This window comes from Mesorhizobium kamtschaticum (genome assembly GCF_056174585.1).
Map to the genome: position 1 here is coordinate 4,960,445 of NZ_CM149691.1, position 26,399 is coordinate 4,986,843.

The window sequence follows — 26,399 nt, forward strand, 5'->3', positions numbered from 1 at the left end:
TGTTGCGGTGCAGCAAAAACCGACCAAAAGCCGACGCTTGCGCTCCCCGGCGGGCATCATTACCACAAATGCAGCTTCTATTTTGGGGACCAAGCGATGAAGGATGTGCTGAAGGAACTCGAGCGCCGGCGCGACATCGCCCGCATGGGCGGTGGCCAGGCCCGCATCGATGCGCAGCACAAGAAGGGCAAGCTCACGGCGCGAGAGCGCATCGAGGTGTTCCTCGACGAGGGTTCGTTCGAAGAATTCGACATGTATGTCGAGCACCGCTCGACCGATTTCGGCATGGAGAAGACCAAGATCGCCGGCGATGGCGTCGTCACCGGCTGGGGCACGGTCAATGGCCGTCCGGTCTACCTCTTCGCCAAGGATTTTACCGTGTTCGGCGGTTCGCTGTCGGAAGCCCATGCCGAAAAGGTCATCAAGGTACAGGAGATGGCGCTGCGCAACCGTGCGCCGATCATCGGCATCTACGACGCCGGCGGCGCCCGCATCCAGGAGGGCGTGGCAGCCCTTGGCGGCTATGCCGAGATTTTTCAGCGCAACGTGCTGGCCTCCGGCGTCATTCCGCAGATTTCCGTGATCATGGGTCCGTGCGCCGGCGGCGACGTCTATTCGCCCGCGATGACCGACTTCATCTTCATGGTGCGCGACACCTCCTATATGTTCGTCACCGGCCCGGATGTGGTGAAGACCGTCACCAACGAGACGGTCACCGCCGAGAGCCTCGGCGGTGCCTCCGTCCACACGACGAAATCCTCGATCGCCGACGGCGCCTACGACAATGATGTCGAGGCGTTGCTGCAGATGCGCCGGCTGGTCGATTTCCTACCTGCTTCGAACACATCGGAGATTCCCGAGGTCGAATGCTACCAGTCGGTCACCGACCATGATTTGTCGCTCGACCGGCTGATCCCCGACAACGCCAACAAACCCTACGACATCAAGGAGTTGATCCTGAAGGTCGCCGACGAGGGCGACTTCTTCGAAATCCAGCAGAGCTTTGCCAAAAACATCGTCACCGGCTTTGGACGCGTCGAAGGCCGCACGGTCGGCTTCGTCGCCAACCAGCCGATGGTGCTGGCCGGCGTGCTCGATTCCGACGCCAGCCGCAAGGCGGCGCGCTTCGTGCGCTTCTGCGACTGCTTTTCGATCCCGATCATCACCTTCGTCGATGTTCCGGGCTTCCTGCCTGGCACGGCGCAGGAATATGGCGGGCTGATCAAGCATGGCGCCAAGCTGCTGTTTGCCTATGCCGAGGCGACTGTGCCGAAGATCACCGTCATCACCCGAAAGGCCTATGGCGGCGCGTATGACGTGATGGCCTCAAAACATCTGCGCGGCGACATGAATTATGCCTGGCCGACGGCGCAGATCGCGGTGATGGGCGCCAGGGGCGCGGTTGAGATCATCTACCGCAAGGACATCGGCGACGCGGAAAAGATCGCAGCTCATACAAAGGCTTACGAGGATCGCTTCCTGTCACCCTTCGTCGCCGCCGAGCGCGGTTATGTCGACGAGGTGATCATGCCGCATTCGACCCGCCGGCGCATTGCGCGGGCATTGCGGATGCTGCGCAACAAGGACATGCAGAACCCCTGGAAGAAGCACGACAACATCCCGCTGTGAGGGGGTAGCTGTCGAGCCCTCACTCCTCCTCCGCCGCGCCGAACCCCGCGTCCTTGGTGGCGCTGGTAGGGCTCGCCCAGGGTGTTGCGTGATTGTCGATGCGCATCTGGAAGATGAAATAGGTCGGCGAGCAGAAGCCGATGCCTTTCATTTTTGAAATGCCCGGCGTGTCCGGCGGCATTGATTGGCACATATAATCCTCGCGGCAGAAATGCTCGGCATCACAGGCCGGCCGGTTGCCGCGATTGACGGCGCCGCCAAGACATTGGTCGAAATTGTTGGTCGCCACGCAGATGTCGAATTTCTTGCCACCGACCAGCCCGCAAATCTCGTTCGGCATCGGCTTGCCGGCCTTGAAGGCAGCGAAGGCACGGTCCTTGTCGTCGCAGCCGCGATAAGCGATGCCTGCAGGCACACCGATCTTCGGCGGACGGCAGGTGTAGGCGGCGCGCGAGACATCCGGCGCAAAGGCCGCGAACTGACTCGTGATGCTGTAGCGGTCGTTGAAAGGTTGCGACTGGTTGCTGGCGATCGCCCCAGTCAGGCAGGGATGGCCGGAGAACATTTTTGGACTGTCCTTGGGCAGCAGACACTGCGCCAGAGTGGTGCGCACGCCCGATGCGGTCGCCAGCGGTGTGCAGACCGTGCCGCCGCCGCATTGCCAGGTCGTGCCGAAACGCTTGGCGTCGTCCGGCATCAGGCATGGCATCGCCATCCCGGCCGGCGCGTAATCGACATCGCCGGTATCGGTCCATGTCGCAGGCGGTGCGAAGGACAGCGGCCGGTAGCGATTCGGCTCCTTGGCCTCTTGCGTTGCGCGCAGCCAGGCCTGGCGCCGGGGAATCTCGGCATGGAGATGCGGCGAGATGCCGACCTCGATGCGGTTTAGCGGCGATGTCGTCTTGTCGTCGAGGCCGATGAAGTGGAAGCCGGCCGTGGATCCCGCCTGGTGACAGCCCTGGCAGGCGCCATTGTCCAGCCGCTCGACCAGCGCCTCCGGCGTGCGCACCAGTTTCGGCTTGGAATAATCGAGCGACGCGAATTCCTTGGGTTGGAATAATTGCGTAAACGGGTGGTTGGCTTGCCGCGCGCTGCCGAAGGTCGACCACGAGATGACCTTCTTCGCCAGGAATGCGTCGGGGATTTCGTAGACGCCGAGATCGATCGCCGCGACGTTGGCGCTGACATAGTCGGCGAGCTCTTTCTTCAGCGCCGCGTCTTGCGAGAGCCGCGCTGTGTCCGGCGTGTTTTCCAGCGGCTTCTCGCTGATATCAGCGCCATCGATGCCGAAGATCCGCATCAGATACGCGGCCTGGCCGCCGAATTCGGTCTCCTGACCAGAGGGAAAGCGCACCACCTGCGCATTGAGTTCGAGCTGCTTGAAGGTGAGCCCGGCCCGCTCCAGCGGCCCGCCGGTCAGCCAGCCGGCGTCGACGCTTTCATCCAGCTGCGGCGTCCAGCGTCCGGCAACGCCGACGCAGCCGCCATCGGCGTCGGGTGCCGCACTGTAGACGGCGTTGAAGTTGAACGGCAGCCGCGAGGCCAGAACCTTGCCGCCCTTCCTGAAACTGTAGGCCAGGCGATAGATGAAACGCACCTCGCCGCAGCTCTTGTCGCCTTCCAAGGCAGCGAAGTCACGCCGGTCGAGCCGGTTGACGACGCCGACCAGCCGGAAGCGCGCCGCCTCGGTCTTCAGCCAGCGCATGTCCATGATCCGGCCGACATTGCCGTCGGTTACCTCATAGAGCGTGCGCCCGCCGGCGTTCATCTCGGCGCGCAGCGTGGCAATGTCTGATGCCACGGTATCGACGATCGCATGATAGGCCGGCGCCCTGTCATAGAGCGCCTTCAGGTCGTCCGCACCATCGACGTCGAAAATGCCGGCGAAGCCAAAGCCCTTGGCATCGAGGGCGGCGAGAACCGCCGGGTCGTCGACGATGGTCACCGGCTGCCCGACGGCATTCGCCGACTGTGTCGTCAATACGGCCATGACGAGCGCGGTGAAAAGGATAGCAAGGCGTCTCATCGAAGGTCCGGTTGGCTTTCGATCAATTCGCGCAGCACCGGCACCAGAGCCATCGGCAGATCCTCGGCAATCAACCCGGGCCCGAAACGTCGGCCGGCTTCAGCGTGAATCCAGACCGCGGCACAAGCTGCCTGGAAGGGCGCCATGCCTTGCGCCAGCAATCCGGCAAGAACGCCTGCCAGCACGTCACCCGAGCCGGCTGTAGCAAGCCACGGCGCGCCATTGGCGTTGATCGCTGCCCGGCCGTCTGGCGCCGCGATCACTGTGTCGGCGCCCTTGTAGACAATGACAGCATTGGCGCGCGCCGCCGCCACACGCGCTTTGGCAAGTTTTGACTGCTTCTTCTCACCGGCAATGTCGGGAAAGAGCCTAGCGAATTCGCCCTCATGCGGCGTCAACACCAATGCCGGCGCGAACGTTCGATGTGCAGCTTCGAAGAGAGCATCTGGAGCGTTGCGAAACGACGTCAGACCGTCGGCGTCGAGCACAATGCCTCCAAACAAGCCCATGCGTTCGAAAATCATAGGCTTTGTCCTGCTTGAGCAATCGCAAGGCAAAATCGCGGGCTTTTTCGCCGACTCCGAATCCGGGACCAAGAACGAACGCCGTCTGCCGTTTTTCGTCGATGAATTCGCCTGCGTCAGCCGCCGTATCTACCGCGCGCAGCATGATTGAGGTCAGGTGCGTAGCGTTGACCTGCATGGCATTGGCGGGCGATAGCACAGTCACTGCCCCTGCCCCCGTTCTGGCCGCAGCAATCGCCGACAGCCGCGCCGCACCGGTCGCCGATGGTCCGCCGGAAAAGACACCGACATGGCCACGTTTATATTTATGCGTGTCGAGCGCCGTTCTCGGGAAGTGCCATCGCAGCCAGAGGTCTGGCGTGTTCTCAAACGTCGTGATGTTGAGCTGGTCAACGATCGTATCCGGTATGCCAATGTCGGCAACGATGATCTCGCCGCATAGGCTGCGCCCCGGCATCAACAGATGGCCATGCTTTTTCCGTGCAAAAGTTACCGTCACTGCGGCTTGAAAATAAGCCTTGGTCAATCCGGTGTCACCGGACACGCCCGACGGCAAATCGATCGACACGACTGGTACTTTCTCCGCTCCGCTGATCCCTGAAGCCGCCTGAGCGTAAGGAGAAAGGGTCTTCGAGAAGTCCGGCGCCATAAAGTGCGTCGACGACAACTTCGCCTGCCGTAGGATGAAAGTCATTCAGATGGTTCACCGGCAGGTCACAGGCCTCGGAAGCCAGTGCCGCGTCGCTCCCAGGCTTCTGCTTGCCCTCCGCCCAAACGGCGACGTTGACGCCAGCCTCGGCCAGCAGGCGCGCCACTACATAGCCGTCGCCGCCATTGTTGCCAGGGCCGCACAGCACATGCACGCGGCTTGCCGCCGGATAGCGCGCCAGGACCACCGCAGCGACCGCCTCACCGGCGCGCTGCATCAGGCCAAAACCGTTGAGCGGGCCGGCGGCAATCGTCAGCCGATCCGCCTCGCTCATTTCGGCGGGAGAAAGAAGTTCGTTGCTCATGGATTGCCGATCCGCATTCGATCAAGCATTGTCCAGTTTTCGGCTCGACGCAAACGGGGAGGAGTTGTCGCGATCCGCCGCCAGACCGTCAGAATGCACGTCGCAGGCGCGAGATTGCCCATTATATGAGCAGCTTGCCTGGTTTTTGCGCGGACGCAAATGACGGCACTGTATAGGCTCTTGCAGCCCATGCCGCATCCGTTGCAGTGAATGACGCGAATTTGCATCCAGGTGCGGCATGGCTTCGAAATCGTATGAGACCGCTTCGAATCCCTCGGATTGGCACAGTTCGTGCTTGATTGAGGCGCAAGCGGGGGCTCACAACCCGTTTTTTTGGCAGTGGAGGCCACTTTTTACATGAAAAAGATCGAAGCGATCATCAAGCCATTCAAGCTGGACGAAGTGAAGGAAGCGCTTCAGGAGGCCGGACTGCAAGGCATTACCGTGACCGAGGCCAAGGGCTTCGGACGCCAGAAAGGCCACACCGAACTCTACCGTGGCGCCGAATACGTCGTCGATTTCCTGCCCAAGGTGAAAATCGAGGTCGTGCTCGGCGACGATGCGGTCGAAGGCGCGATCGAAGCCATCCGCAAGGCGGCCCAGACCGGCCGCATCGGCGACGGCAAAATCTTCGTCTCCAATATCGAGGAAGTTGTACGCATCCGTACCGGCGAAACCGGCATGGATGCCGTCTGACAAGCCATCCTCCAAGAACCGTCATCCATCAAAAAACGTCATCAAACAGGGATACATGACATGACGACAGCCAAAGACATCATGAAGCAGATCAAGGACAACGACGTGAAATTCGTCGACCTGCGCTTCACCGACCCGAAGGGCAAGCTGCAACACGTGACGATGGATGTCGTCGAGGTCGAGGAAGACATGTTTGCCGATGGCGTCATGTTCGACGGCTCGTCGATTGCCGGCTGGAAGGCCATCAACGAGTCCGACATGGTGCTGATGCCCGATCCGGACACCGTTCACATGGACCCGTTCTTCGCGCAATCGACCATGGTCATCCTGTGCGACATCCTCGACCCGGTCTCCGGCGAATCCTACAACCGCGACCCGCGCGGCACGGCCAAGAAGGCCGAGGCCTACATGAAGGCCGAAGGCATCGGCGACACCATCTATGTCGGCCCGGAAGCCGAGTTCTTCGTGTTCGACGACGTCAAGTACAAGGCCGATCCCTACAACACCGGCTTCAAGCTCAATTCCACCGAACTGCCGTCGAATGACGACACCGACTACGAGACCGGCAACCTTGGCCACCGCCCGCGCGTCAAGGGCGGCTATTTCCCGGTGCCGCCGATCGACAGCGCGCAGGACATGCGCTCGGAAATGCTGACCGTGCTCGCCGAAATGGGCGTGCGCGTCGAAAAGCATCATCACGAAGTCGCCGCCGCCCAGCATGAGCTTGGCATCAAATTCGACGCGCTGGTGCGCAATGCCGACAAGATGCTGATCTACAAATACGTCGTGCACCAGGTCGCCAACGCCTATGGCAAGACGGCAACCTTCATGCCGAAGCCGATCTTCGGCGACAACGGCTCGGGCATGCATGTCCACATGTCGATCTGGAAGGGTGGCAAGCCGACCTTCGCCGGCAATGAATATGCCGGCCTGTCGGAGAACTGCCTGTTCTTCATTGGCGGCGTCATCAAGCACGCCAAGGCGGTCAACGCGTTCACCAACCCGCTGACCAACTCCTACAAGCGCCTGGTGCCCGGCTATGAAGCGCCGGTGCTGCTCGCCTATTCGGCACGCAACCGCTCGGCCTCCTGCCGCATCCCGTTCGGCTCGTCGCCGAAGGCCAAGCGCGTCGAGGTCCGCTTCCCCGATCCGGGCGCGAACCCCTACCTGGCCTTCTCCGCCTTGCTGATGGCCGGCCTCGACGGCATCAAGAACAAGATCCATCCGGGACAGCCGATGGACAAGGATCTCTATGACCTGCCGCCGAAGGAGTTGAAGAAGATCCCGACCGTCTGCGGTTCGCTGCGTGAAGCGCTCCAGAGCCTCGACAAGGACCGCGGCTTCCTGAAGGCCGGTGGCGTCTTCGACGACGACCAGATCGACAGCTACATCGAGCTGAAGATGGCCGAGGTGATGCGCTTCGAAATGACCCCGCATCCGGTCGAATACGACATGTACTATTCGGTCTAAGATCCCTTTGGGATAACCATGCAAAGCCCTTGAAGGATTTCCGCCTTCAAGGGCTTTTTGCTGCCCCCAATGCTCCGCGGATGGATTGCGTGCGACCAGCCACGCAACAGCGGGCAAGCTCTTCTGGTTTTAACGGATCGCTGGATGGCAGGATTTGCCTGGGCTATGGCCGCCGGCAGAAGCCGCGAATGAAGGCGTGCGCGTGGCCATTTTCGAGCGCAATCGAACGCCTGGAGCGAGCGAGGAGCGAGCGGCACACTGCCTCAGGCTGCAATGCCCGCTCGTCCGGCGCCCCCGCCAATGCCGTCGTTCAAGAAACCCCGCCCCGTTCGAACAGCATCGCTTTGGCGTAACCCCAAGGCCCGAATACGCATGCTGCGGTGCAATCTGTCAACGCCACCGGTCGGAGGTGTCGAACGCCGATTTCAGTGTTTGATCAGAGGCTTATATAACTGATCATTGGTGTACGGATGACCTGAAACAGGCTGTTTTCCGGGCTTTTTCAGGGAACACGGAAACGCACGGCACCAATGGGGGCAAGGGGCGTCAATCAAAAGCCTCTCAGCCTGGTGAATTTGTCGAATCCTTTTCAACCTGACTTTTTTTGGGGGAATTCGGTCCGCCGGGCCAGCATGGCAAAAGAACCCCGGCGAAGGCCGGGGTTCTCGCACGGACGCAGCGTCGGAGGGCGGCGCCTATCCGGCAAGTTCGTCGGGGCCGTGCAGATTCCAGTCCGTCCGCCTAGCCAGGACCAGAACATAGTAGATCGCCGCCACGACCATGATCAGCAGCGTCGCGATCAGGCTCGGGCGCCCGAAGGCGGCGTCGAGCAGGTTCTGATAGGCGACATAGACCAGCGCCACGAAGGCAAGGATGGCCGGCACCGGAAACAAGGGCATGCGGTAGTGTCCGCCAGCCGTGGTGCCGTTGCGGCGCCCGGCAAACGCCGCCACGCACAGAAGCGCGTAGATCACCACCAGCGACGTGCCGCTGACCACCAGCAAAAGGTTGATGTCGATGAAGCAGGCGACCGCCGCCAGCACCGACACGACGATGGTGGCGATCCAGGGGGACGCGTAGCTGCCATGGACGGAGGCGACCGCCGCATTGATCGGGCCAAACCAGGTCTTGTCGCGGCCGGAGCTGAACAGCAGCCGCGCTGCCTGCAGGATGATGGCGATGACCGCGTTGAAGATCGCAACCGCGATGGCAAGGCTGATCAGCACCGTCAGCGCATGGCCACCGCGCGCCTCGAGGAAATATTCTATTTTCTGGGGAGCTGCGAGCAGTCCCGCCAGATCGGGCGACCCCAGAAGCACGGCGGTCAGCGGGATCAGCTCCGCGGCGACAGTGATCAACAGCGCCCAGACCACGACCTTGCCGATGTTGCGTTTGGCGTCCTGTGTCTCCTCGCCGAAATAGGCGGCCGCGCCATAGCCATTATAGGCAAAGAGCGAAACGGCGGTGGCCGCAAGGATGATCCCGGCCGACGCCGGGACCAGCGTGTTGGTGGCATCGAGCAATTGCGGCGACGTGAACAGGCTCGACAGCGGCCGCTCGACATGGGCAAAGCCGAGGCCAGTCAGAACCAGCAATGCCAGCATTTCGATGCCGAGGAAGATGCCTGTGACGAAGGCGTTGAGCTTGATGCGCATGGCCGCGACCGTACCGGCAAGCGCGATTGTCACCACGCCGACCCATTGTGGGCTGAGGTTGGGGATGAGCACGCCGAGATAGGTGCCGACACCAAGCGCGATGACGGCAACGATCAGCACGATCGAGATAAACACCAGCACCAGCGTGACAAAGCCCCAGAAGCGGCCAAGCGTGCGGCCGATCATGGTGTATTCGCCGCCGGCCATCGGATAGGCCGATGACAGTTCGGCGTAGACGAAGGCCATGAACAGCCCGATGACGGCGGCAATGACGAAACTCAGAAATGAGCCGGTGCCGGCGAGCGCGATGACGCCCGGCACGATGATGAACACCGAGGATGCCGGCGTCACCGCCGACAGCACGATCATCAGCGTGCCCAGCGCATTGAGTGCCCGGTCCAGTCCCTTGGCGGTTGGCGCAGCCTTGTCGACCGCCCCTGTTGTTGCTTCGTTTGTAGACATCGTCCTCCCCTTTTTTTAATCAGATAAAAATTATCCTCCGACGCGGAACCTATCGATGGAGTCAGATATCGTCAACAAATATGCCGCATTGATGCTTGCAAAAATTCACATGCCAGTTTTTAACTGAATCAAATTCAGGAAACAGAAATGGGACGACCCAAAACCCAGACCGATCGCCGCCTCACTCTGGTCGCGGCGGCAGAATCGATGATCGCCAGGCGCGGCCTTGCCGGCGTCACCCTGCGCGACGTCGCCAATGAGGCAGGGATGAGTTCGAGCGCCCTGCTCTATTATTATCCCGGCCTGAAGGACCTGCTGGACGATGTGCAGCGCAAGGCTGTCGAGCGGTTCTGCACGATACGCGCGGCGTCGGTCGCCGAGATCGCCGATCCGCGGCTGCGGTTGAAAACGATGATCGAGAACGGACTGCCGACCGATGCGGATGACCAGCTCTGCCGGCTATTGCTCGAGCTCGGCGCCTACTCGCGCTCGGATCCGAGCTATGCCGCACGCCACATCACGCTGTTCGAACGGCAGGTGTCGATCTACGTCGGCATTCTGGAAGCGGGTTCCGCCACCGGCATCTTCGAGCTGCAGGCGGCCAGCGAGACGATCGCGCGCAGCCTAGTGGTGCTCGAGGACGGGCTGGGGCTGCATCTCGTCAACGTTGTGCCCGCGGTCGATCAACCGTCGGCGCTGGCAATCCTGACCAGCTACGCCGAGCTTGCGACCGGCTGCAGCCTTCGCTGAGCCGGCTTACATCAACGGAGCGAACCCCAAGCATGGACCAATTGCCGACCCACACCACCACGCCAGCCGGCAAGGCGCGGGCCCGCGCGCTCGCCATTCCCTTGCAAGGCACGCCCGGCCCCGCCAATGCCATCACCGATGTCGGTGGTGTCCTGGTCGGCTACTCCACGATCATCAAGGGCGAAGGCAAGCTCAATGGACAAGGACCGGTGCGCACCGGCGTGACGGCCATTTTGCCGTTCGGCCATGACGGCGTCGGCGTCGCCTGTGCCGCCGGCTACCATTCCTTCAACGGCAATGGTGAGATGACCGGCGCATCGTGGATCGAGGAGGCCGGCAGCATCAGCCTGCCGATCCTGATCACCAACACCCATGCGATCGGTCCCTGCCATCGCGGCGTCATCGACTGGGTGGCCCGCCACAAGCCCGATGTCGCGAAACAGTGGCTGCTGCCGGTGGTGGCCGAAACCTGGGACGGCTATCTCAACGACATCAACGGCTCGCATGTCACGGTCGATCATGCGATTGCCGCGATCGACAACGCGGCGAGCGGGCGCATCGAGGAAGGCTCGGTCGGCGGCGGCACAGGCATGAATTGCTATGCCTTCAAGGGCGGCTCGGGCACGGCCTCACGGATCGTAGACTACGGCCATCGCTCCTACACTGTCGGCGTCTTCCTGCAGGCCAATTTCGGGTCGCGCCGCGAGCTCACCATCGCCGGCGTACCGCTTGGTAATCAGCTGGCAGACGACAACCCGATGGAGGCGTACTTCCGGGGCGGCCCGACGGGCGCTGGCTCCTGCATCGGCATCATCGCCACCGACGCCCCGCTCTTGCCGGGCCAATGCAAGGCGCTGGCCCGGCGCGTGCCGCTCGGCCTGGCGCGGACCGGCACTACGGGCTCACATTTCTCCGGCGACATTTTCCTCGGCTTCTCGACCGCCAACCGCGATGCGCTCAACGGCCGCTTTCCCAAAGGCCCGGCCAGCGAAGAGAGCTACAGCCGCATGGACTTCATCCCGTGGGGCCGCATGGACGATTTCTATGCTGCCGTCGTGCAGGCAACCGAGGAGGCGGTGCTCAACGCGCTCGTCGCCAACAGCGACATGACCGGCCGCGACGGCAACCGTATGCCTGCCTTGCCGCATGCGAAGGTTATCGCCGCACTGAAGGTGCGCGACGCTATCGCCGGCTGACCCTTTGCACGCTTTAATCCGGGGCGGCACCAACAAGCTGCCGCCCGATGACAATCACTCACCGTCATCTCTTCAATTTTCATGACCGGATTCACCCGGTCATAAATCTATCCATCTATCCTCGGTTGCAAAGATGGAGCATTGCCCGATGATCGCCAGGCGAGTTATTGCCGCCCTACTGGTCGCCTTGTTCATGATGGGGCAATCTTCCAGCACGTTTGGCGGCAGCCTCCAACAGCTTAGCCAAACCGACAAAGCCGCATTCGACAATATCGTGAGCGCCCTCGACAATTGGCGCAGCGATGCCGCGCAAGTCGCGAAGGTTCAGGCGGACATCCAGAATTTCAGCGCCGCCCACCCAGGCTTTATCCCGATTCAAGTGGAGGCAGCCCGCGCCAAATGGCTATGGGTTTCGGACGGCCTCGGCATGGTCATCGGAGCCAAGTCATTCACTCCGATTGTTCTGGAGCTGCAAAAACTCGAGCCGACCTATGCCAAATCCTACATTCTGGGTGCTCGCGCCTTCATTCTCTCGGGCGACCCGGCGAGCGCCAGGCTTCAACTCGGCAAGGCAGCTGAACTCGATGCCAAGGATCCCTGGGTCGATCTAAGCTGGGCACTTTTGTTCGACCGAACCGGCGATCCCAACAAGGCAGTGATGTCCGCCACGGCTGGCCTTGCCAAAGCGAAAGGGCAACCATTGGCAATCGCCGAGGCTGTCGTGGCAATCGCGAACAATGGCGGCATCCCGGATGACAAATCCGCCGATCTGCTCGCGGACCAGATCTATAAAATCGACGCAGATGCTTCGACTTTGGCCACGGTCATGGCAAAGGCACTGGATCAGTACAGGTTTCAGCCGGGACTTCTGCAAACGCTCGCGCAAGTCACGCAGCGCGTCCTGGCTTCGTCGGAGCCGACGCCGGATTTTCAGCTTCAGATGGCGCGCTGGAACCTGGCATCTGGATATCTGTATTTCTACGCTGGGACTTTCCGATACCAGCCGGACTACGCGAAGGCCGCACTCAAGATACTGGACAAAATCCGGGATGATCCGGATGTCGCCCAAATGGCCTGGAGCCTTCGTTTCGACATCGCCGCAAGCCTCGACGATTCGCCCGAGATCCAACGATTGATCGCCGAGGGCGAAAGCAGACAATATCCTGTGCAATTGGTAGCACCCAAAAAAGGCACACAGCTCTACGCTCAAGGAAAATTCAGGGAGTTGATCGCTCTCTACAAGCAAGCAGGCCTGCAGGATGACGAATTGATTGCAAGGGCCGATGGGCGTGTCGGCACCGGAGACACTGCGAAGCGCTACTACCTGCGGCAATTGGAAATGGCGCCAACGGCGCCAAACCTGAACGCGAACTATGCGCAGTTTTTGCTGATGCGCTTTGCTGACGCCGACGGCGCTATCGAGTACGCGGGAAAGGCGCTTTCGCTGACGCCTTATGAGAGCGCTCGGCAAACTCTTTCGCTTGCGCTGCTCCTGAAGTCTGGCCGCTACCTTCGCAATGACAATCTCCCCAAGGCAAGGAGCACGCTTGAGCAGGCGAGCCTGGTGGGGATCGATCAGGACTATGCCAGAAAATGGTGTCTGGATTTCTGCAATGACGTGGATGCCGCGCTTGCGGCAGTTCAATAGTCAACCGGCGCTCACCAGACCTGCGGCAGAAAAGAACCCCGGCTTTCGCCGAGGTTCTTGTTCGGTTGTCAGATGGCATGGGGCCGTCAGCCCCACATTCGACGAATGATTACGCGGCAGCCGAGACCTTCGCGTCGGTCGCAACCTCCGAGATGGTCTTCAGGATCTGCGAAGCTATCTGGTAGGGGTCGCCTTGCGAGTTCGGGCGGCGGTCTTCCAGATAGCCCTTGTAGTCATTCTTGATGAAGGAGTGCGGCACACGGATCGACGCACCACGGTCGGCGATGCCATAGCTGAACTTGTTCCATGGCGCGGTCTCGTGCTTGCCGGTCAGACGCTTGTCGTTGTCCGGCCCGTAGACGGCGATGTGGTCCATCAGGTTCTTGTCGAACTGCGCCATCAGCGATTCGAAATACGCCTTGCCGCCGACTTCGCGCATATAGGCGGTCGAGAAGTTGGCATGCATGCCCGAGCCGTTCCAATCGGTATCGCCGAGCGGCTTGCAGTGGAACTCGATGTCGATGCGGTATTTTTCGGTGAGGCGCAGAAGCAGATAGCGGGCGATCCACATCTGGTCGGCGGCCTTCTTGGAGCCCTTGCCAAAGATCTGGAATTCCCACTGGCCCTTGGCCACTTCGGCGTTGATGCCTTCATGGTTGATGCCGGCGGCAAGGCAAAGGTCGAGATGGTCTTCGACGATCTGGCGCGCGACATCGCCGACGTTCTTGTAGCCGACGCCGGTGTAGTACGGGCCCTGCGGCGCGGGATAGCCGCTCTCCGGGAAGCCGAGCGGGCGGCCATCCTTGTAGAAGAAATACTCCTGCTCGAAGCCGAACCAGGCACCCTCGTCGTCCAGGATCGTGGCGCGCTTGTTGGAAGCGTGCGGCGTGACGCCGTCGGGCATCATGACTTCGCACATGACCAGCACGCCATTGGTGCGGGTCGGGTCCGGATAAACCGCGACCGGCTTCAACACGCAGTCGGAGCTGTGGCCCTCGGCCTGCATCGTCGAGGAACCATCGAAGCCCCACAGCGGCAGCTCTTCGAGCGTCGGGAATTCGGCGAATTCCTTGACCTGCGTCTTGCCGCGAAGGTTGGGGACCGGGGTGTAACCATCGAGCCAAATGTACTCGAGCTTGTATTTCGTCATTCTAGCCTCTCGTTGCTTGATCACCGAACACCAGACGGGGTCGACATGCGTCTGCCGTCGGCAGCCGGCGCTGCCGATTGATAAAATGCAATTCGTGTGCCACTCCGGCGTCGACGGGTGCGGCAAAATGGCCGCGATATTGCGCTGAATTTACTCAGCCGTCTCATCACTGGGGCCATATCAATCAAACCCAGATTATGCATAAATATTAGGCATTTGATGATCTTTTCGTAGGCATATTGCCTAAATGAATCGCAGGACCTATCTTCTGGGAAAGCTGAATCGAAAAGCTCCTGAAGAAGAAAGGAGACCGCTCATGGAAGTCGTCCACTCCCGTCCGTCGGCAAAAATTCTGATGTTCCCTCTGGCAGCGCGCAACTCTGCCTCAAATTTAGGCGCGAAGGCGAAATTCGCGGCAGAGATCGCTTCGTTGCGCAACACGCACGCCGATTTTGACGGCTGGTATCACGAAGCAGCCGTCGAGGAAGAAAACCAGCGCAAGAGCTGATCCGCTTCTTCGGGTCCGAAACATGAAAAGCCCGGCGTGAGCGATCACGCCGGGCTTTCTGTTGGCCGATGATCCGTAGGCCGTCGGCTACTCCTTGGAGTGCAGATCCGTTCCAAGCGTATCCTTGACGAAGATCATGCCGATGACGAGCGTGAAGGCCGCGATCACCACCGGGTACCAAAGGCCGTAGTAGATGTCGCCCTTGTAGGCACTGAGCGCGAACACCGTCGCCGGCAGCAGACCACCGAACCAGCCATTGCCGATGTGATAGGGCAGAGACATACCGGTGTAGCGGATACGGGTCGGGAACATCTCGACAAGGATCGCCGCGATCGGCCCGTAGACCATGGTCACGAAGAGGATCAGGATAAACAGGATGCCAATCGTCATCGGCCAGTTGATCCCGGCCGGGTCGGCGAACATGGCGAAAGCGCCACCGCCCGGTATGTTGTAGACCGTGACCTCCGGCGCACCCGCGGCCTCGTCCTTGGTCAGGATCTTGTCCTTGATCGCCTGGTCGACCGGAACAGTCGCCTTCTCACCGGCACGGATGGCGGCGGCATCGAGCTTGAGTTCCGGATTGGCGGTGACAAACGCGTCGAGCTTCTGGTCAGCGATCTTGATCGCCCCACGCTTCAGCGGATAGCCACCGTCCTGCAGGGACATGTTGACGGCCTTGACGAAGGCCGCGTCCTTGGCTTTCGCCTGGTCGCCAGCTGCGATGGCATCGTAGGAGTCCACCGTCTCATTGCCGATCTTGACCGACGCAGCCGCTCCGGGGGCCGCCGTCGACAACACGTCATAGGGAACCGAGTTCTTGGTCAGGAACGAGGTCGCGATGTCGCAAGACGTCGTGAACTTGGCGGTGCCGACTGGGTTGAACTGGAACTTGCAGTCGCCAGGTGCGGCGGTCACCGTCGCACGCGTGTTCTTCTGAGCGTTGGCGAGCGCCGGGTTGGCGGCCCAGGTCAGTGCCTTGAACAGCGGAAAGGTGCAGACGATCGCCAAGGCGAGACCCGCCATGATGATCGGCTTGCGGCCGATCTTGTCGGAAAGCCAACCGAAGACGACGAAGAAGATCGACCCAAGGGCGAGCGCGATAGCGATCATGATATTGACAGACTGCGCGTCAACCTTGAGCACGTTCTGCAGGAAGAACAGCGCGTAGAACTGGCCATTGTACCAGACCACGGCCTGACCGGCGGTGAGACCGAGGAGCGCCAGGATGGCGATCTTGGCGTTCTTCCACTGGCCAAAGGCTTCCGAGAGCGGCGCCTTGGAACCCTTGCCCTCGTCCTTCATCTTCTGGAACGTCGGAGACTCGGAGAGAGACAGCCGGATCCAGACTGAAACCGCGAGCAGCAGGAAGGAGACGATGAAAGGAATGCGCCAACCCCAGGCGGCATAGGTTTCCTTGCTCAGTGACGCCTGCACGATCAGGATGACGATCAGCGACAGGAACAGGCCGAGTGTCGCCGTCGTTTGGATCCATGATGTATAGAAACCGCGGCGGTCGTTAGGTGCATGCTCGGCAACATAGGTCGCAGCACCGCCATATTCACCACCGAGCGCCAGGCCCTGCAGCATGCGCAAGATGATCAGGATTACCGGAGCGGCGATACCCCAGCTAGCATAACCAGGCAGCAAGCCGACCAGGAAGGTCGACAGGCCCATGATGGTCATAGTGACGAGGAATGTATATTTGCGGCCGACAAGATCGCCGATGCGGCCGAACAGCAATGCGCCGAACGGGCGCACGAGGAAGCCAGCGGCGAAAGCCAGCAGCGCGAAAATGTTGCGCGTCGCTTCGGGAATGGTCGGACTGAAGAAAGTCGAACCAATGAATACTGCGAGGGAGCCGTAGAGATAGAAATCGTACCATTCGAAAACGGTGCCGAGCGAGGAAGCGAAGATGACCTTCTTCTCCTCCCGCGTCATGCCGCGGCTTGCTCCGCCGGCGGTCGATGCAATTGCCATTGAGTTGTCCTCCCGTGAGACCCTGTCCTCGATGCTGTGCATTCCTGTCCGCGCTCTCCTCCGAACGCGGACTCACCACAGCCATCACGGAAAAAATGACAGAAAGCGCTCGCCGAAGGCAGAGCGACGATGGGATTATGACTTTGGTATTAGGTGCAGTGCGGTAGGGACCGGCCGGTCAGGCCTTGAGCGCTTCGAGAAGGCTGACCGCAGCCACCATATCGCGCCTGCGGGCGGCGCGGCGCGCGACTGCTTCGGCGTCCTGCCCCCAATGCTCGATCTGCCAGTCTTCGTCGACATGGCCGGCGGCCCAGGCGGCCTCTGCGTCGAGTTCGCCGAAATCGACGGCCAGCGCCAGCAGCGCCGAACCGGTCAGCGAGGTCATGACGTGGATGGCGGCCAGCCGCAGCGGTTCCGCGCGCTGCGCAAGATGACTGCCCAGAACGGCGATGGACTCACGCGGCTGCTCGACATGGATGATCCCTTCGGCAAGGTTGAAGCGGGCTCCAAGCGTGGCGCGCGCCCAATCGATGACCGGATCCCACTTGTCGTTCTGTCGCTCGACCAGCCCTTGCGGCGCATCGGCGCGGTAACAGAGCAGGTCCGATGAGGCAAAGCGCAGTATGTCTTCCAGCACCGCCTGCGGATCACTGGCGACGCCATCGATGGCGGTGTTGACCAGCCGCATCACCGGCATCGTCACCGGATTGATCGTCTCGCCCTGCTGAGCGAATTCCTCGGCAACCAGCGCTGCAGCCGCCTCGGTCGGTAGCGCCAGCAGCGCCTTGCCCGGCGTGCGCACCGGCTTGCCGTCGAGATGCACGGCAAAACCGCCCTCTATCGGCGCAACCGAGACGGTCTTGTAGAAGCGCTTGGGCTGCGGTGTCTTCATCTGAATCTGGGCGCGGCGCACCGGATCCGGATCGGAAAGATACTTGCCCGCTTCGAGATCGTTGAGGATGTCACGCATGAAGAAACTCTCTTACACCGGGGTCAGCTTGCGTGCCGGCCGGTTGACGATGATCAGGCCCGCTGCAATCAGGCCGAGTGCCAGAAAAATGCGAATGGTCAGTGGTTCGTTCAAGATGATCGCACCGCACAAAACACCAAAAACCGGAGACAGGAAGGTGAAGCTGGACAGGCCGGAGGCCGGATAGCGGCGCAGCAGCCAGAACCACAGGACATAGGTGAAAGCGACGATGTAGATCGCCTGGAAAAGCAGTGCCAATGTCGGCAACAGCGAGGGATCGCGAACCGGCGGGCCGGCGAGCGGCAGCACCAACAGGCCGACGATCGCCGCGCCGGCGAGTTGATAGAGCAGCAGCTTCTCGGCGCTCGCCTCAATCAGTTTCGACCGTTTGATGAGAATATTGGTCAGAGCCCAGAAAAACCCGGAGCCGAGACTCAGCAGATCGCCGAACAGCATGTCCCCGCCGCCGCCAAGCTTGTCGGAAAAGACGGCGGCAAGGCCGGCGAAGGCCAGCAGCAGGCCAAGGAACTTGCGCATGGTGATCTGTTCGCCAAGCAGGAAGTGGCCGCCAATCAGCATCCAGAACGGCATGGAGTTGACCAGCAGCGTGTTGCGGGCAACGGTCGTGTGCTCAAGGCCGACATAGAGGCACAGGAACTCGACGCCGAAAAGCACGCCAACCGCGATGCCGGCCAGCAACGTGCCATCGCGTGTGAACAGCGCGATGCCGCGCCAGCGGCACCAGAGGAAGACGCAGAAGCCGCCGATGATCGAGCGTGCGATCGACAGGAAGACGGGGTCGTAGCCGGCGTAGGAGATCTTGGCGGCGACGTAGTTCAGGCCCCAGGAAAAGGTCAGGCCGACCATGATGGCGGCGGCGGCCATGTCGATTGTGTCGCGCCGATCGAGCGCGTCGGTGGCGCCGCTCAAGCTCAGTCCTCCGCGCTGGCGTCGTCGAAGCCGATCAGGTTCCAGCTCTGACGCATATGCGGCGGCATTGGCGCGGTGACGTCGATGACGCCCTTGTCGGGATGCGGAATGATGATGCGGCGCGCGTGCAGATGCAGGCGATTTTGAATACCACCTGGGAAATCCCAGTTGGTGTCGGCCTCGAAATATTTCGGGTCGCCGATGATCGGGCAGCCGATATAGGCGGCATGGACACGAAGCTGGTGGGTGCGGCCTGTATAGGGTTCCATCTCCAACCAGGTCATGGTCTGCGCCGCCTGTTCGATGATGCGGTAATAGGAGACGGCGTGGTCGGCGCCTTTTTCACCATGCGCGGCGACCCGAACGCGATCGCCGTCCTCAGTCGGCTCCTTGATCAGCCAGGTCGAGATCTTGTCCTCGCGCTTCGGCGGCACGCCTTTGACCAGAGCCCAGTAGGTTTTCTTGGTCTCGCGAGCGCGGAACGCCTCCGACAGCTTCATGGCCGCCAGTCTCGAGCGGGCGACGACCAGCACGCCCGACGTGTCGCGGTCGAGCCGGTGGACCAGCCGCGGCTTTTCACCCTTCTGGTTGCGCCAGGCTTCCAGCATGTCGTCGACATTGCGTGTGACTCCCGAACCGCCCTGCACCGCAAGGCCCGCCGGTTTGTTGAAGACGAAAACCTTCGGGTCCTCGTGGATCAGCATTTTCGCCAGGACGTCGGCATCGCCCTGGTTGCGGATCGAGTGACCGGTCAGCGCGCTCTCGCCCTTCTTGTCGACCTCGAGCGGCGGAACACGCACCACCTGGCCAGGCTCGACACGGCTGTCGGCCTTGACGCGGCCGCCGTCGACGCGGATCTGGCCGGAGCGCAGCAACTTCTGCAGATGGCCAAAACCAAGGCCCGGGAAATGGGTCTTGAACCAGCGATCGAGCCGCATGCCCGCCTCGCCGGCCTCCACCGTTATCTGTTCAACGCCTGCCATTTTTTCTTCGCTTATCCGTTTCCAAAGCAGGGCTCAGCCTGCGCTTGGCGCGGCAATAGCACTAAGGCAGGCTTCTTGCGAGCCAAAGTCCCAGAAACAGGGCGATGATGGCGCCAATGACGCTGGCCAGCGCATATCCGAACGCCGGCAGCGTGGCGCCGCGCTCCCACAATGTCGCGAAATCGAGCGAAAAGGCGGAAAACGTGGTGAAGCCACCAAAGATGCCGGTGGCGACAAACAGCCTGACTTCGTTCGATCCGCCGCGGCGCACCAGGGTGGCGATGAACAGGCCCATGGCAAAAGACCCGACAATGTTGATCGCCATCGTGCCCCAGGGGTAGTTGGAGCCGACGAGCCGCAACGCGCCGATGTTGGTGAGATGGCGGATGCCGGCGCCGATGCCGCCGCCGACGACGACGAGAAGCAGATTGAACATCGTCGTCTACTGCCCGTGCAAGGGCGGTGACGTCAATCCCCTCACGCCGAGGGCGATGGGATCGCACACACAGTTGAACGCGTCAGAAAGCGCCTCTCGCGCCCGTTGTCGAGCGAGAACATGCCGCCCCTGCCCGGCACCACGTCGATGATGAGATCGGTGTGTTTCCACACCTCATATTGCGAAGCGCTGATATAGACCGGTGTCTCGCCAATCTCGCCCAGCATGACGTCATTGTCGCCAACGATGAAATCGTTCCGGGGATAGCACATTGGCGAGGAGCCGTCGCAACAGCCGCCCGACTGATGGAACAGCACCGGGCCATGGTCGGCGATGATTTCAGCCAGGAATGTTCTGGCCTCCGGCGTGGCCGAGACTTTCCCAAGCGAAACCTTGTCGAGCACGGCATTCCTCCATCATCAAGCGATCGGGCATCATCGAGCGATCGGGGCGCGGCGCATGGCCGCGCCCCTTTGCGGATACGCATGATCCCGTCGGAGAGATAGGGCCCTCCGAGGTCATACGCAGCCCCGGGAGGGGCTCTCAGAAGAAGCCGAGCTTCTTCGGGCTGTAGCTGACCAGCATGTTCTTGGTCTGCTGATAGTGATCGAGCATCATCTTGTGGTTCTCGCGGCCGATGCCGGACTGCTTGTAGCCGCCGAACGCCGCGTGCGCGGGATAGGCGTGGTAGCAGTTGGTCCACACACGGCCGGCCTGGATGGCGCGGCCGAAGCGGTAGCAGCGGTTGGCGTCGCGGCTCCAGATGCCGGCGCCGAGACCGTAGAGCGTGTCATTGGCGATCGACAGAGCCTCGTCGTCATCCTTGAAGGTCGTCACCGAGACCACTGGCCCGAAAATCTCCTCCTGGAAGACCCGCATCTTGTTGTGGCCTTTGAACACGGTCGGCTTGACGTAGTAGCCGCCGGCCAGATCGCCGGGCAGATGGTTCTGCTCGCCGCCGATCAGCACCTCGGCGCCTTCCTGCCTGCCGATGTCGAAGTAGCTCAGGATCTTCTCCAGCTGCTCGCTCGATGCCTGCGCGCCGATCATGGTTGCCGGGTCGAGCGGATCGCCCTGGACGATCGCCTCGACGCGCTTCAGCGCCTTTTCCATGAACTTGTCGTAGATCTTCTCATGTACCAGCGCCCGGCTGGGGCAGGTGCAGACCTCGCCCTGGTTGAGCGCGAACATGACGAAGCCTTCGATCGCCTTGTCGAAGAAGTCGTCATCTTGCGAGGTTACGTCCTGGAAGAAGATGTTGGGCGACTTGCCGCCGAGTTCCAGCGTCACCGGGATGAGGTTCTGGCTGGCATATTGCGAGATCAGGCGACCGGTCGTGGTCTCGCCGGTGAAGGCGATCTTGGCGATGCGGTTGGACGACGCAAGCGGCTTGCCGGCTTCGAGACCAAAGCCGTTGACGATGTTGAGCACGCCATCCGGCAGCAGGTCGCCGATCAGGTCCGCCCACAGCATGATGGTGGCGGGTGTCTGTTCGGCCGGCTTCAGCACCACGCAATTGCCGGCGGCAAGAGCCGGCGCCAGCTTCCACACCGCCATCAGCAGCGGAAAATTCCACGGAATGATCTGGCCGACGACGCCAAGCGGCTCATGGAAATGATAGGCGACGGTGTCATGGTCGATCTCGGAGATGCCGCCTTCCTGGGCGCGTACGGCTCCGGCGAAATAGCGGAAATGGTCGATGGCCAGCGGCAAGTCAGCTGCGGTCGTCTCGCGGATCGGCTTGCCGTTGTCCCAGGTCTCGGCGAGCGCCAGAAGGTCGAGATTGTCCTCCATACGATCGGCGATGCGGTTGAGGATCAGCGCACGGGCAGCGGCACTGGTCCTGCCCCAGGCGTCCTTGGCCTTGTGCGCGGCATCGAGTGCCGCCTCGATGTCGTTTGCATCCGAACGGGCGATTTCGCCCAGCGGCTTCCCATTGACCGGCGAGATGTTGTCGAAATACCGTCCTGAATGCGGCGCCACCCATTTGCCGCCGATGTAGTTGTCGTAACGCTTGGCGAAGGGCACCTTGGCCGTGCGTGAAAATTCCACCTTGTTCATTGTCTTCCTCCCAGGAAACAGCGGTACGGGATGTACCGCGCTGCCAGGGAGAGTGAGGATGCCATCGGGCTTTGTCAGCCCAGCCAAGTCATCCACCCCGGGCCGACTGTCGCAAGATTGCGACAGGTTCGGCGCCGAAACCTCAATGTGGCCGGCGGATGCCGAAGCGGGCGAGCTTGCGATGCAGAGTGGCCCGGGAAATGCCGAGATTGTGCGCGGCGGCGGAGACGTTGCCATCGGCGCGCGCGATCGCCCGCTGGATCACTCCGCGCTCCGCGTCCTCCAGTTCTTCCGCGGCCTTGGCGAAATCGCCGAGGATGTCGGCGGCGGGCAACCCCCTTGCCAGCGCCTGTTGCGTGATGCCGAGGGTCTGCCGCGCCAAGCGTGTGGCGCCGACGACCAGATCATCGCCGTTGACCGCAATCAGCGCACCGGCGCCGCGCTCGGCCGCCGAGGCAAGCAGAATGCGGGCATTGGGAAAAGACAGGCGAAAATTCTCGGCCTCGATGCGGCGGGCAGCATCACCGACCGCCATGGCGATCAGGCCGACAAAGCCTTCGGTCAGATCCGACCGGCACGACGAGACATCGAGCGCGGCAGCCAGATTGCCCTCGTGGTCGTAAATCGGCGCCGTGGTGCAACTGAGCAGCGTGTTGCTCGAAAAGAAGTGCTGGTCACGATGAATGGTCAGCGCGCGCTGGTCGGCCAGGCATGTGCCGATGCCGTTGGTGCCCTCGGAGTCCTCACTCCATACTGTCCCGGTCCACAGGCCCCATTCGTCGAAGGTCTCGTCATCGGCGGAAGCCCCGCGGCGTTCGACAGGGATACCGTCGCGATCGGCAAGCAGGACGCAACAGCCAATGCCGCCGACCGCAAGATAGAGACGATCAAGGCTCGCATCCGCGGCCCGCAGCAGCTGCTCGACCCGCTGCCGCGCCAGCCTGAACTCGCCTTCGGTCAGCCGTCGAGGCGCCTGTCGTTGGCCAGGATCCAGTCCATGCACCGTGAGCGAGCGTCTCCAGGAGGCAACCAACGCCGATCGGGCGGCATCGCTGGTGGCAATGGCCGCCTGGACGATATCGGCATGATGGGCCGGCTGTCCGCTCACCTCATCCTCCCAAGGCGCTTCCAACTCAAGCAGCGTTATATCCGCTCAGATATATCCGCTGCATCGAGTTGTAGGGGATCAGCGACTGCCGACGCTATAAGACAATGGTCCAACAGCAGCAGTTGCGGGAGGTAGCCGACCGCGAAAAGCGCGCCAGAACGCTGCCAGCGAGGCCGGCAGCGCCGCGAAGGTTTCAGTTCAGGTGGTTTCGACCTTCTTCGGCTTGGTCGAGCCGATCATCTTCCAGTTCTTGTAGAACATCGAATTGATGCGTTCGACGCTGACTGACACGACAGCGAGCATGCCTGCTATCAGGCGCGGAACCGGGGACGGCCTGATAATGTCCATGAACACGCAGTAGCGGCGGCCGTCATACTCGTTGACCGACCGATGCAGCAGCGTGTCGTCGAAAATGAACAGCGGGTTGTCGTACCAGTAGTTCTTGACATTGCCGCATTCGACGAAGATTTCCGACTTCACCGGAACCAGATTGTAGAGGATGCGCAGGCTGAGCCGCAGTGGGCCGAAATGCCAGGAGGTCGATTCGCGCTTGCTGAAGACCGACACGGCAATGGTCTTGATGTATTTGAAGTCCTTGTTGAACTCGGCGACGTTGTCGATCCTGTGCTTGCCGTACCACTGGTAGACATACATGCCGCGCCGGCCGGTGCCGAAATTGGCGTCGATGTCGGCGATGATCTCGTCCTTGCGCGCCTTGAAGATGTCCAGGACCTCATTGACCTCGCGCTGATAATCCTCCGGAAACTGCTCCAGCTTCCAGACGCCGGGATTCCTGTAGCAGAGCAGGTCGACCAGCAGGTTGAACGGCGACAGCAGCCAGGTGAACAGGCCGTTGCCGAGGAAGTAGCCTGAAAACAGCGACAGATCCTTCCTGTCGTTGCGCAGCACGTCGATCAGGCCGCAAACGATGAAGATCGTCGTCAGAATGGGGATGAAATAGAAGCCAAGGGCGAGAAGCGGGATGGCGATGGCGAATTTGCGAAGCGATTTGCGAAGGGTTTTTGTCATTTTTCCACGCGCGGAGCGCGATCCTGTTGCGAATGAGTGTGCCAAATCTCGGCAACGACCACCGCCCGGCCGTGCGCCTTGATAAGGTTTTTTGGGTCGCCGCACAACGCCGCGACGTCGTGGCCTGGCAACTGCCTGGTGGAATTTGCCAGACTTCGGTCAATGCACCACTGGGGTCAATGCACCGCTGGCAAGCCGAGCTCGTCCCATTTCTCCCTGGCCACGGGATCGCCGACCAGGAACTCAAAGCCGATGACGCTTTCGCCGTCTTGTGCGAGCTGGCATTTGAACTTCAGATTATACCAGTTTTTGCGACTGCGGAAAGCCGCGCCGTCGGCGGCGATCGTGGTGCCGCGGACCTTCTCTTCGGCCGTTGCGTAAGGCACGACGCGTTCCGGATGAAAGTCCGCGCGCCAGCGTCGGATCTGGTCCATGGCCTCGAGATTGCACAATTGCACCATACGCTCGTCGGAACCGAAGGTCGCAAGATCGGCGCGCGCCTGCCGGCTGCGTGGATCGGCGAGCGTCTTGGCCGACAGCATTTCGGTCGGCCGGATCATGGTCGGCGCGGAGGGCGGTAGAGATTGAGGAGCACTCGGCGATGGTGTGGGCACCGGCGCACGTGCCTCGTGTGCCGGAGGCGGTGCCGGTGCTGGCGGCGGTCTTGTCGAAGCCTCGAACTGCTGTGGCGTCAGGATGTCGACCGACACCCGTTCCTCTTCCAGCCGCTTCGGCGGCTTCGGCAACGACATCAAGGCCAGCGTTGCTGCGAGCAGCGTGTGAAGGACAACCGAGGCGGGAATGCCCCATGGCGAGGCCTCGCTTCGAAGCGTGACGACCACCGGGCCGCGCAAGCCTGTTATTCCCGCTCTTTGCGCAGCTTTGCCCAATAGTCGAGCCGCTTTCGGATATCGCGCTCGAAACCACGCTCAGGCGGATCGTAGAAGGTCTGGCGGCCCATCTTCTCTGGAAAATAGTCCTGGCCCGAAAAAGCGTCCGGCTCATCATGGTCGTAGCGATAGCCCGCGCCGTAATCCTCTTCCTTCATCAGCCTGGTGGGCGCATTCAGAATGTGCTTAGGCGGCAGCAGCGAACCATGCTCCTTGGCAGCGCGTGTGGCCGCCTTGAAGGCGGTGTAGACGGCATTGGATTTCGGCGCAGTGGCGAGATAGACGGTGGCCTCGGCAAAGGCGAGCTCGCCCTCCGGCGAGCCCAGATAGTCATAGGCGTCCTTGGCGGCATTGGCGACGACCAGCGCCTGTGGATCGGCAAGGCCGATGTCCTCCATCGCCATGCGCACCAGCCGGCGGCCGAGATAGAGCGGATCCTCGCCGGCATCGAACATGCGGGCGAGATAGTAGAGCGCTGCATCAGGATCGGAGCCGCGCACCGATTTGTGCAGCGCCGAGATCAGATTGTAATGGCCGTCCTGGCCCTTGTCGTAGATCGGCGCGCGGCGCTGGACGATGCGCTGCAGCCCTTCGGGGTCGAATATCTCGCCGGGCTTGGCGGCACGCCAGACTTCCTCGGCGAGCGTCAGCGATGCGCGTCCATCGCCATCGCTCATGCGGATCAGCATCGTACGCGCCTCGTCGTCGAGCGGCAGCGCCCTGCCCTCCGTCTCCTCCGCCCGCACCATCAGCTTGGCGATGCTCTCCTCACCAAGCGAATGAAAGACCATGACGCGCGCGCGAGACAGCAACGCGGCATTCAATTCGAAGGACGGGTTCTCTGTCGTGGCGCCAACCAGAACGACCGTCCCATCCTCCATGACGGGGAGGAAAGAATCCTGCTGAGCACGGTTGAAGCGATGGATTTCGTCGACGAAAAGCAGGGTCTGGCGACCGTTGGCGCGGCGAAGCTTGGCCGCTTCGAACACCTTCTTCAGGTCGGCGACGCCGGAAAACACCGCCGATATCTGCTCGAAAGCAAGGCTGGTTTCGCCGGCGAGCAACCTCGCCACTGTGGTCTTGCCGGTACCCGGCGGCCCCCAGAAGATCATCGAGCCGAGCGAACCCGAACCAATCAGCCGGGTCAGCGCGCCATCAGGCCCCGTCAGATGTTCCTGGCCGACGACCTCGCCAAGATCTTCGGCCGCAGCCTGTCGGCCAGCGGCCGCCCGGGCGGCGCCTTTTCCGGTTCGTCAACGCTGAACAGATCGGCCATGCACTTCTTTTG

Annotated in this window: 20 protein-coding genes and 2 pseudogenes; 7 read left to right on the top strand and 15 right to left on the bottom strand. The window is 61.6% G+C overall.

Annotated features, from left to right (window positions below):
* Nucleotides 1-96 precede the first annotated feature (96 nt).
* A complete protein-coding gene (locus tag AC0V7N_RS24580) occupies nt 97-1,629 on the top strand; it encodes an acyl-CoA carboxylase subunit beta (RefSeq protein WP_475450895.1) in 1,533 nt (510 codons plus the stop codon).
* A gap of 19 nt (nt 1,630-1,648) precedes the next feature.
* Here the strand turns inward: AC0V7N_RS24580 and AC0V7N_RS24585 are convergent, their stop codons facing one another.
* Nucleotides 1,649-3,655: a hypothetical protein gene (locus AC0V7N_RS24585; RefSeq protein ID WP_475450896.1), complete on the bottom strand. Its 2,007-nt coding sequence runs from the start codon at nt 3,653-3,655 to the stop codon at nt 1,649-1,651.
* Nucleotides 3,652-5,192 (bottom strand): annotated as a pseudogene (locus AC0V7N_RS24590) (NAD(P)H-hydrate dehydratase). Before AC0V7N_RS24590 ends, AC0V7N_RS24585 begins: the two are co-directional and overlap by 4 nt.
* Before the next feature lie 357 nt (nt 5,193-5,549).
* On the opposite strand from AC0V7N_RS24590, the gene AC0V7N_RS24595 reads away from it, so the two are divergent.
* Both AC0V7N_RS24595 and glnA read left to right on the top strand, forming a co-directional pair.
* On the top strand, nt 5,550-5,888 hold the full coding sequence (locus tag AC0V7N_RS24595; RefSeq protein ID WP_006205430.1) for a P-II family nitrogen regulator: 339 nt from the start codon (nt 5,550-5,552) through the stop codon (nt 5,886-5,888).
* 60 nt (nt 5,889-5,948) lie between these two features.
* The gene (gene glnA / locus AC0V7N_RS24600; protein ID WP_475450897.1) at nt 5,949-7,358 is read left to right on the top strand and encodes a type I glutamate--ammonia ligase; all 1,410 of its coding nucleotides are present in this window, start codon (nt 5,949-5,951) and stop codon (nt 7,356-7,358) included.
* A gap of 695 nt (nt 7,359-8,053) precedes the next feature.
* Here the strand turns inward: glnA and AC0V7N_RS24605 are convergent.
* Complete coding sequence (locus AC0V7N_RS24605; RefSeq protein WP_475450898.1) at nt 8,054-9,475, bottom strand: APC family permease; 1,422 nt, start codon at nt 9,473-9,475, stop codon at nt 8,054-8,056.
* Between the two features lie 147 nt (nt 9,476-9,622).
* Here AC0V7N_RS24605 and AC0V7N_RS24610 point away from each other — a divergent pair, with 147 nt between their 5' ends.
* The 3 genes from AC0V7N_RS24610 (at nt 9,623) to AC0V7N_RS24620 (ending at nt 13,069) form a co-directional block, all read left to right on the top strand.
* Entirely contained in the window at nt 9,623-10,225 is a 603-nt protein-coding gene (locus AC0V7N_RS24610; RefSeq protein ID WP_475450899.1) for a TetR/AcrR family transcriptional regulator, read from the top strand.
* 32 nt (nt 10,226-10,257) lie between these two features.
* Nucleotides 10,258-11,421, top strand: a complete 1,164-nt coding sequence (locus AC0V7N_RS24615) for a DmpA family aminopeptidase (protein ID WP_475450900.1) — start codon at nt 10,258-10,260, stop codon at nt 11,419-11,421.
* Between the two features lie 148 nt (nt 11,422-11,569).
* Nucleotides 11,570-13,069 (top strand): hypothetical protein, encoded by a 1,500-nt coding sequence (locus tag AC0V7N_RS24620; RefSeq protein ID WP_496627330.1) that lies wholly within the window; start codon nt 11,570-11,572, stop codon nt 13,067-13,069.
* Between the two features lie 109 nt (nt 13,070-13,178).
* Here AC0V7N_RS24620 and AC0V7N_RS24625 read toward each other — a convergent pair whose 3' ends face one another.
* On the bottom strand, nt 13,179-14,219 hold the full coding sequence (locus AC0V7N_RS24625) for a glutamine synthetase beta-grasp domain-containing protein (RefSeq protein WP_095203299.1): 1,041 nt from the start codon (nt 14,217-14,219) through the stop codon (nt 13,179-13,181).
* A 316-nt stretch (nt 14,220-14,535) separates the two neighbouring features.
* On the opposite strand from AC0V7N_RS24625, the gene AC0V7N_RS24630 reads away from it, so the two are divergent.
* The gene (locus AC0V7N_RS24630; RefSeq protein WP_475450903.1) at nt 14,536-14,727 is read left to right on the top strand and encodes a DUF2735 domain-containing protein; all 192 of its coding nucleotides are present in this window, start codon (nt 14,536-14,538) and stop codon (nt 14,725-14,727) included.
* Between the two features lie 87 nt (nt 14,728-14,814).
* Here the strand turns inward: AC0V7N_RS24630 and AC0V7N_RS24635 are convergent, their stop codons facing one another.
* The 11 genes and pseudogenes from AC0V7N_RS24635 to AC0V7N_RS24685 all read right to left on the bottom strand — a co-directional run bounded on the left by AC0V7N_RS24635 (nt 14,815) and on the right by AC0V7N_RS24685 (nt 26,387).
* The gene (locus AC0V7N_RS24635; protein WP_475450904.1) at nt 14,815-16,704 is read right to left on the bottom strand and encodes an MFS transporter; all 1,890 of its coding nucleotides are present in this window, start codon (nt 16,702-16,704) and stop codon (nt 14,815-14,817) included.
* Nucleotides 16,705-16,882: 178 nt separating this feature from the next.
* Nucleotides 16,883-17,674, bottom strand: coding sequence for an ATP12 family chaperone protein (locus AC0V7N_RS24640; RefSeq protein ID WP_475450905.1), 792 nt, complete (start codon nt 17,672-17,674; stop codon nt 16,883-16,885).
* A 12-nt stretch (nt 17,675-17,686) separates the two neighbouring features.
* Nucleotides 17,687-18,559: a DMT family transporter gene (locus AC0V7N_RS24645; RefSeq protein ID WP_475460473.1), complete on the bottom strand. Its 873-nt coding sequence runs from the start codon at nt 18,557-18,559 to the stop codon at nt 17,687-17,689.
* 47 nt (nt 18,560-18,606) lie between these two features.
* Nucleotides 18,607-19,587, bottom strand: a complete 981-nt coding sequence (locus AC0V7N_RS24650) for an RluA family pseudouridine synthase (protein ID WP_027028859.1) — start codon at nt 19,585-19,587, stop codon at nt 18,607-18,609.
* Nucleotides 19,588-19,648: 61 nt separating this feature from the next.
* Nucleotides 19,649-20,023, bottom strand: coding sequence for a fluoride efflux transporter CrcB (gene crcB / locus AC0V7N_RS24655; protein ID WP_475450906.1), 375 nt, complete (start codon nt 20,021-20,023; stop codon nt 19,649-19,651).
* A 41-nt stretch (nt 20,024-20,064) separates the two neighbouring features.
* Nucleotides 20,065-20,427, bottom strand: coding sequence for a DUF779 domain-containing protein (locus AC0V7N_RS24660; RefSeq protein ID WP_475450907.1), 363 nt, complete (start codon nt 20,425-20,427; stop codon nt 20,065-20,067).
* A gap of 139 nt (nt 20,428-20,566) precedes the next feature.
* Nucleotides 20,567-22,084: an aldehyde dehydrogenase gene (gene adh, locus AC0V7N_RS24665; RefSeq protein WP_496627331.1), complete on the bottom strand. Its 1,518-nt coding sequence runs from the start codon at nt 22,082-22,084 to the stop codon at nt 20,567-20,569.
* A gap of 142 nt (nt 22,085-22,226) precedes the next feature.
* Nucleotides 22,227-23,192: a helix-turn-helix domain-containing protein gene (locus AC0V7N_RS24670; RefSeq protein ID WP_475450908.1), complete on the bottom strand. Its 966-nt coding sequence runs from the start codon at nt 23,190-23,192 to the stop codon at nt 22,227-22,229.
* A gap of 198 nt (nt 23,193-23,390) precedes the next feature.
* Nucleotides 23,391-24,221 carry an aspartyl/asparaginyl beta-hydroxylase domain-containing protein gene (locus tag AC0V7N_RS24675; protein WP_475450909.1) on the bottom strand — a complete coding sequence of 277 codons (831 nt, stop codon included), beginning with the start codon at nt 24,219-24,221 and terminating at the stop codon, nt 23,391-23,393.
* 176 nt (nt 24,222-24,397) lie between these two features.
* Nucleotides 24,398-25,075, bottom strand: a complete 678-nt coding sequence (locus AC0V7N_RS24680; RefSeq protein ID WP_475450910.1) for a DUF930 domain-containing protein — start codon at nt 25,073-25,075, stop codon at nt 24,398-24,400.
* 5 nt (nt 25,076-25,080) lie between these two features.
* Nucleotides 25,081-26,387, bottom strand: a pseudogene (locus AC0V7N_RS24685) (replication-associated recombination protein A).
* Nucleotides 26,388-26,399: the final 12 nt, after the last annotated feature.

Coding starts and splice junctions, on each gene's coding strand:
- AC0V7N_RS24580 (WP_475450895.1), top strand. CDS start 97: ATGAAGGATGTGCTGAAGGAACTCGAGCGCCGGCGCGACATCGCCCGC.
- AC0V7N_RS24585 (WP_475450896.1), bottom strand. CDS start 3,655: ATGAGACGCCTTGCTATCCTTTTCACCGCGCTCGTCATGGCCGTATTG.
- AC0V7N_RS24595 (WP_006205430.1), top strand. CDS start 5,550: ATGAAAAAGATCGAAGCGATCATCAAGCCATTCAAGCTGGACGAAGTG.
- glnA (WP_475450897.1), top strand. CDS start 5,949: ATGACGACAGCCAAAGACATCATGAAGCAGATCAAGGACAACGACGTG.
- AC0V7N_RS24605 (WP_475450898.1), bottom strand. CDS start 9,475: ATGTCTACAAACGAAGCAACAACAGGGGCGGTCGACAAGGCTGCGCCA.
- AC0V7N_RS24610 (WP_475450899.1), top strand. CDS start 9,623: ATGGGACGACCCAAAACCCAGACCGATCGCCGCCTCACTCTGGTCGCG.
- AC0V7N_RS24615 (WP_475450900.1), top strand. CDS start 10,258: ATGGACCAATTGCCGACCCACACCACCACGCCAGCCGGCAAGGCGCGG.
- AC0V7N_RS24620 (WP_496627330.1), top strand. CDS start 11,570: ATGATCGCCAGGCGAGTTATTGCCGCCCTACTGGTCGCCTTGTTCATG.
- AC0V7N_RS24625 (WP_095203299.1), bottom strand. CDS start 14,219: ATGACGAAATACAAGCTCGAGTACATTTGGCTCGATGGTTACACCCCG.
- AC0V7N_RS24630 (WP_475450903.1), top strand. CDS start 14,536: ATGGAAGTCGTCCACTCCCGTCCGTCGGCAAAAATTCTGATGTTCCCT.
- AC0V7N_RS24635 (WP_475450904.1), bottom strand. CDS start 16,704: ATGGCAATTGCATCGACCGCCGGCGGAGCAAGCCGCGGCATGACGCGG.
- AC0V7N_RS24640 (WP_475450905.1), bottom strand. CDS start 17,674: ATGCGTGACATCCTCAACGATCTCGAAGCGGGCAAGTATCTTTCCGAT.
- AC0V7N_RS24645 (WP_475460473.1), bottom strand. CDS start 18,559: ATGGCCGCCGCCGCCATCATGGTCGGCCTGACCTTTTCCTGGGGCCTG.
- AC0V7N_RS24650 (WP_027028859.1), bottom strand. CDS start 19,587: ATGGCAGGCGTTGAACAGATAACGGTGGAGGCCGGCGAGGCGGGCATG.
- crcB (WP_475450906.1), bottom strand. CDS start 20,023: ATGTTCAATCTGCTTCTCGTCGTCGTCGGCGGCGGCATCGGCGCCGGC.
- adh (WP_496627331.1), bottom strand. CDS start 22,084: ATGAACAAGGTGGAATTTTCACGCACGGCCAAGGTGCCCTTCGCCAAG.
- AC0V7N_RS24675 (WP_475450909.1), bottom strand. CDS start 24,221: ATGACAAAAACCCTTCGCAAATCGCTTCGCAAATTCGCCATCGCCATC.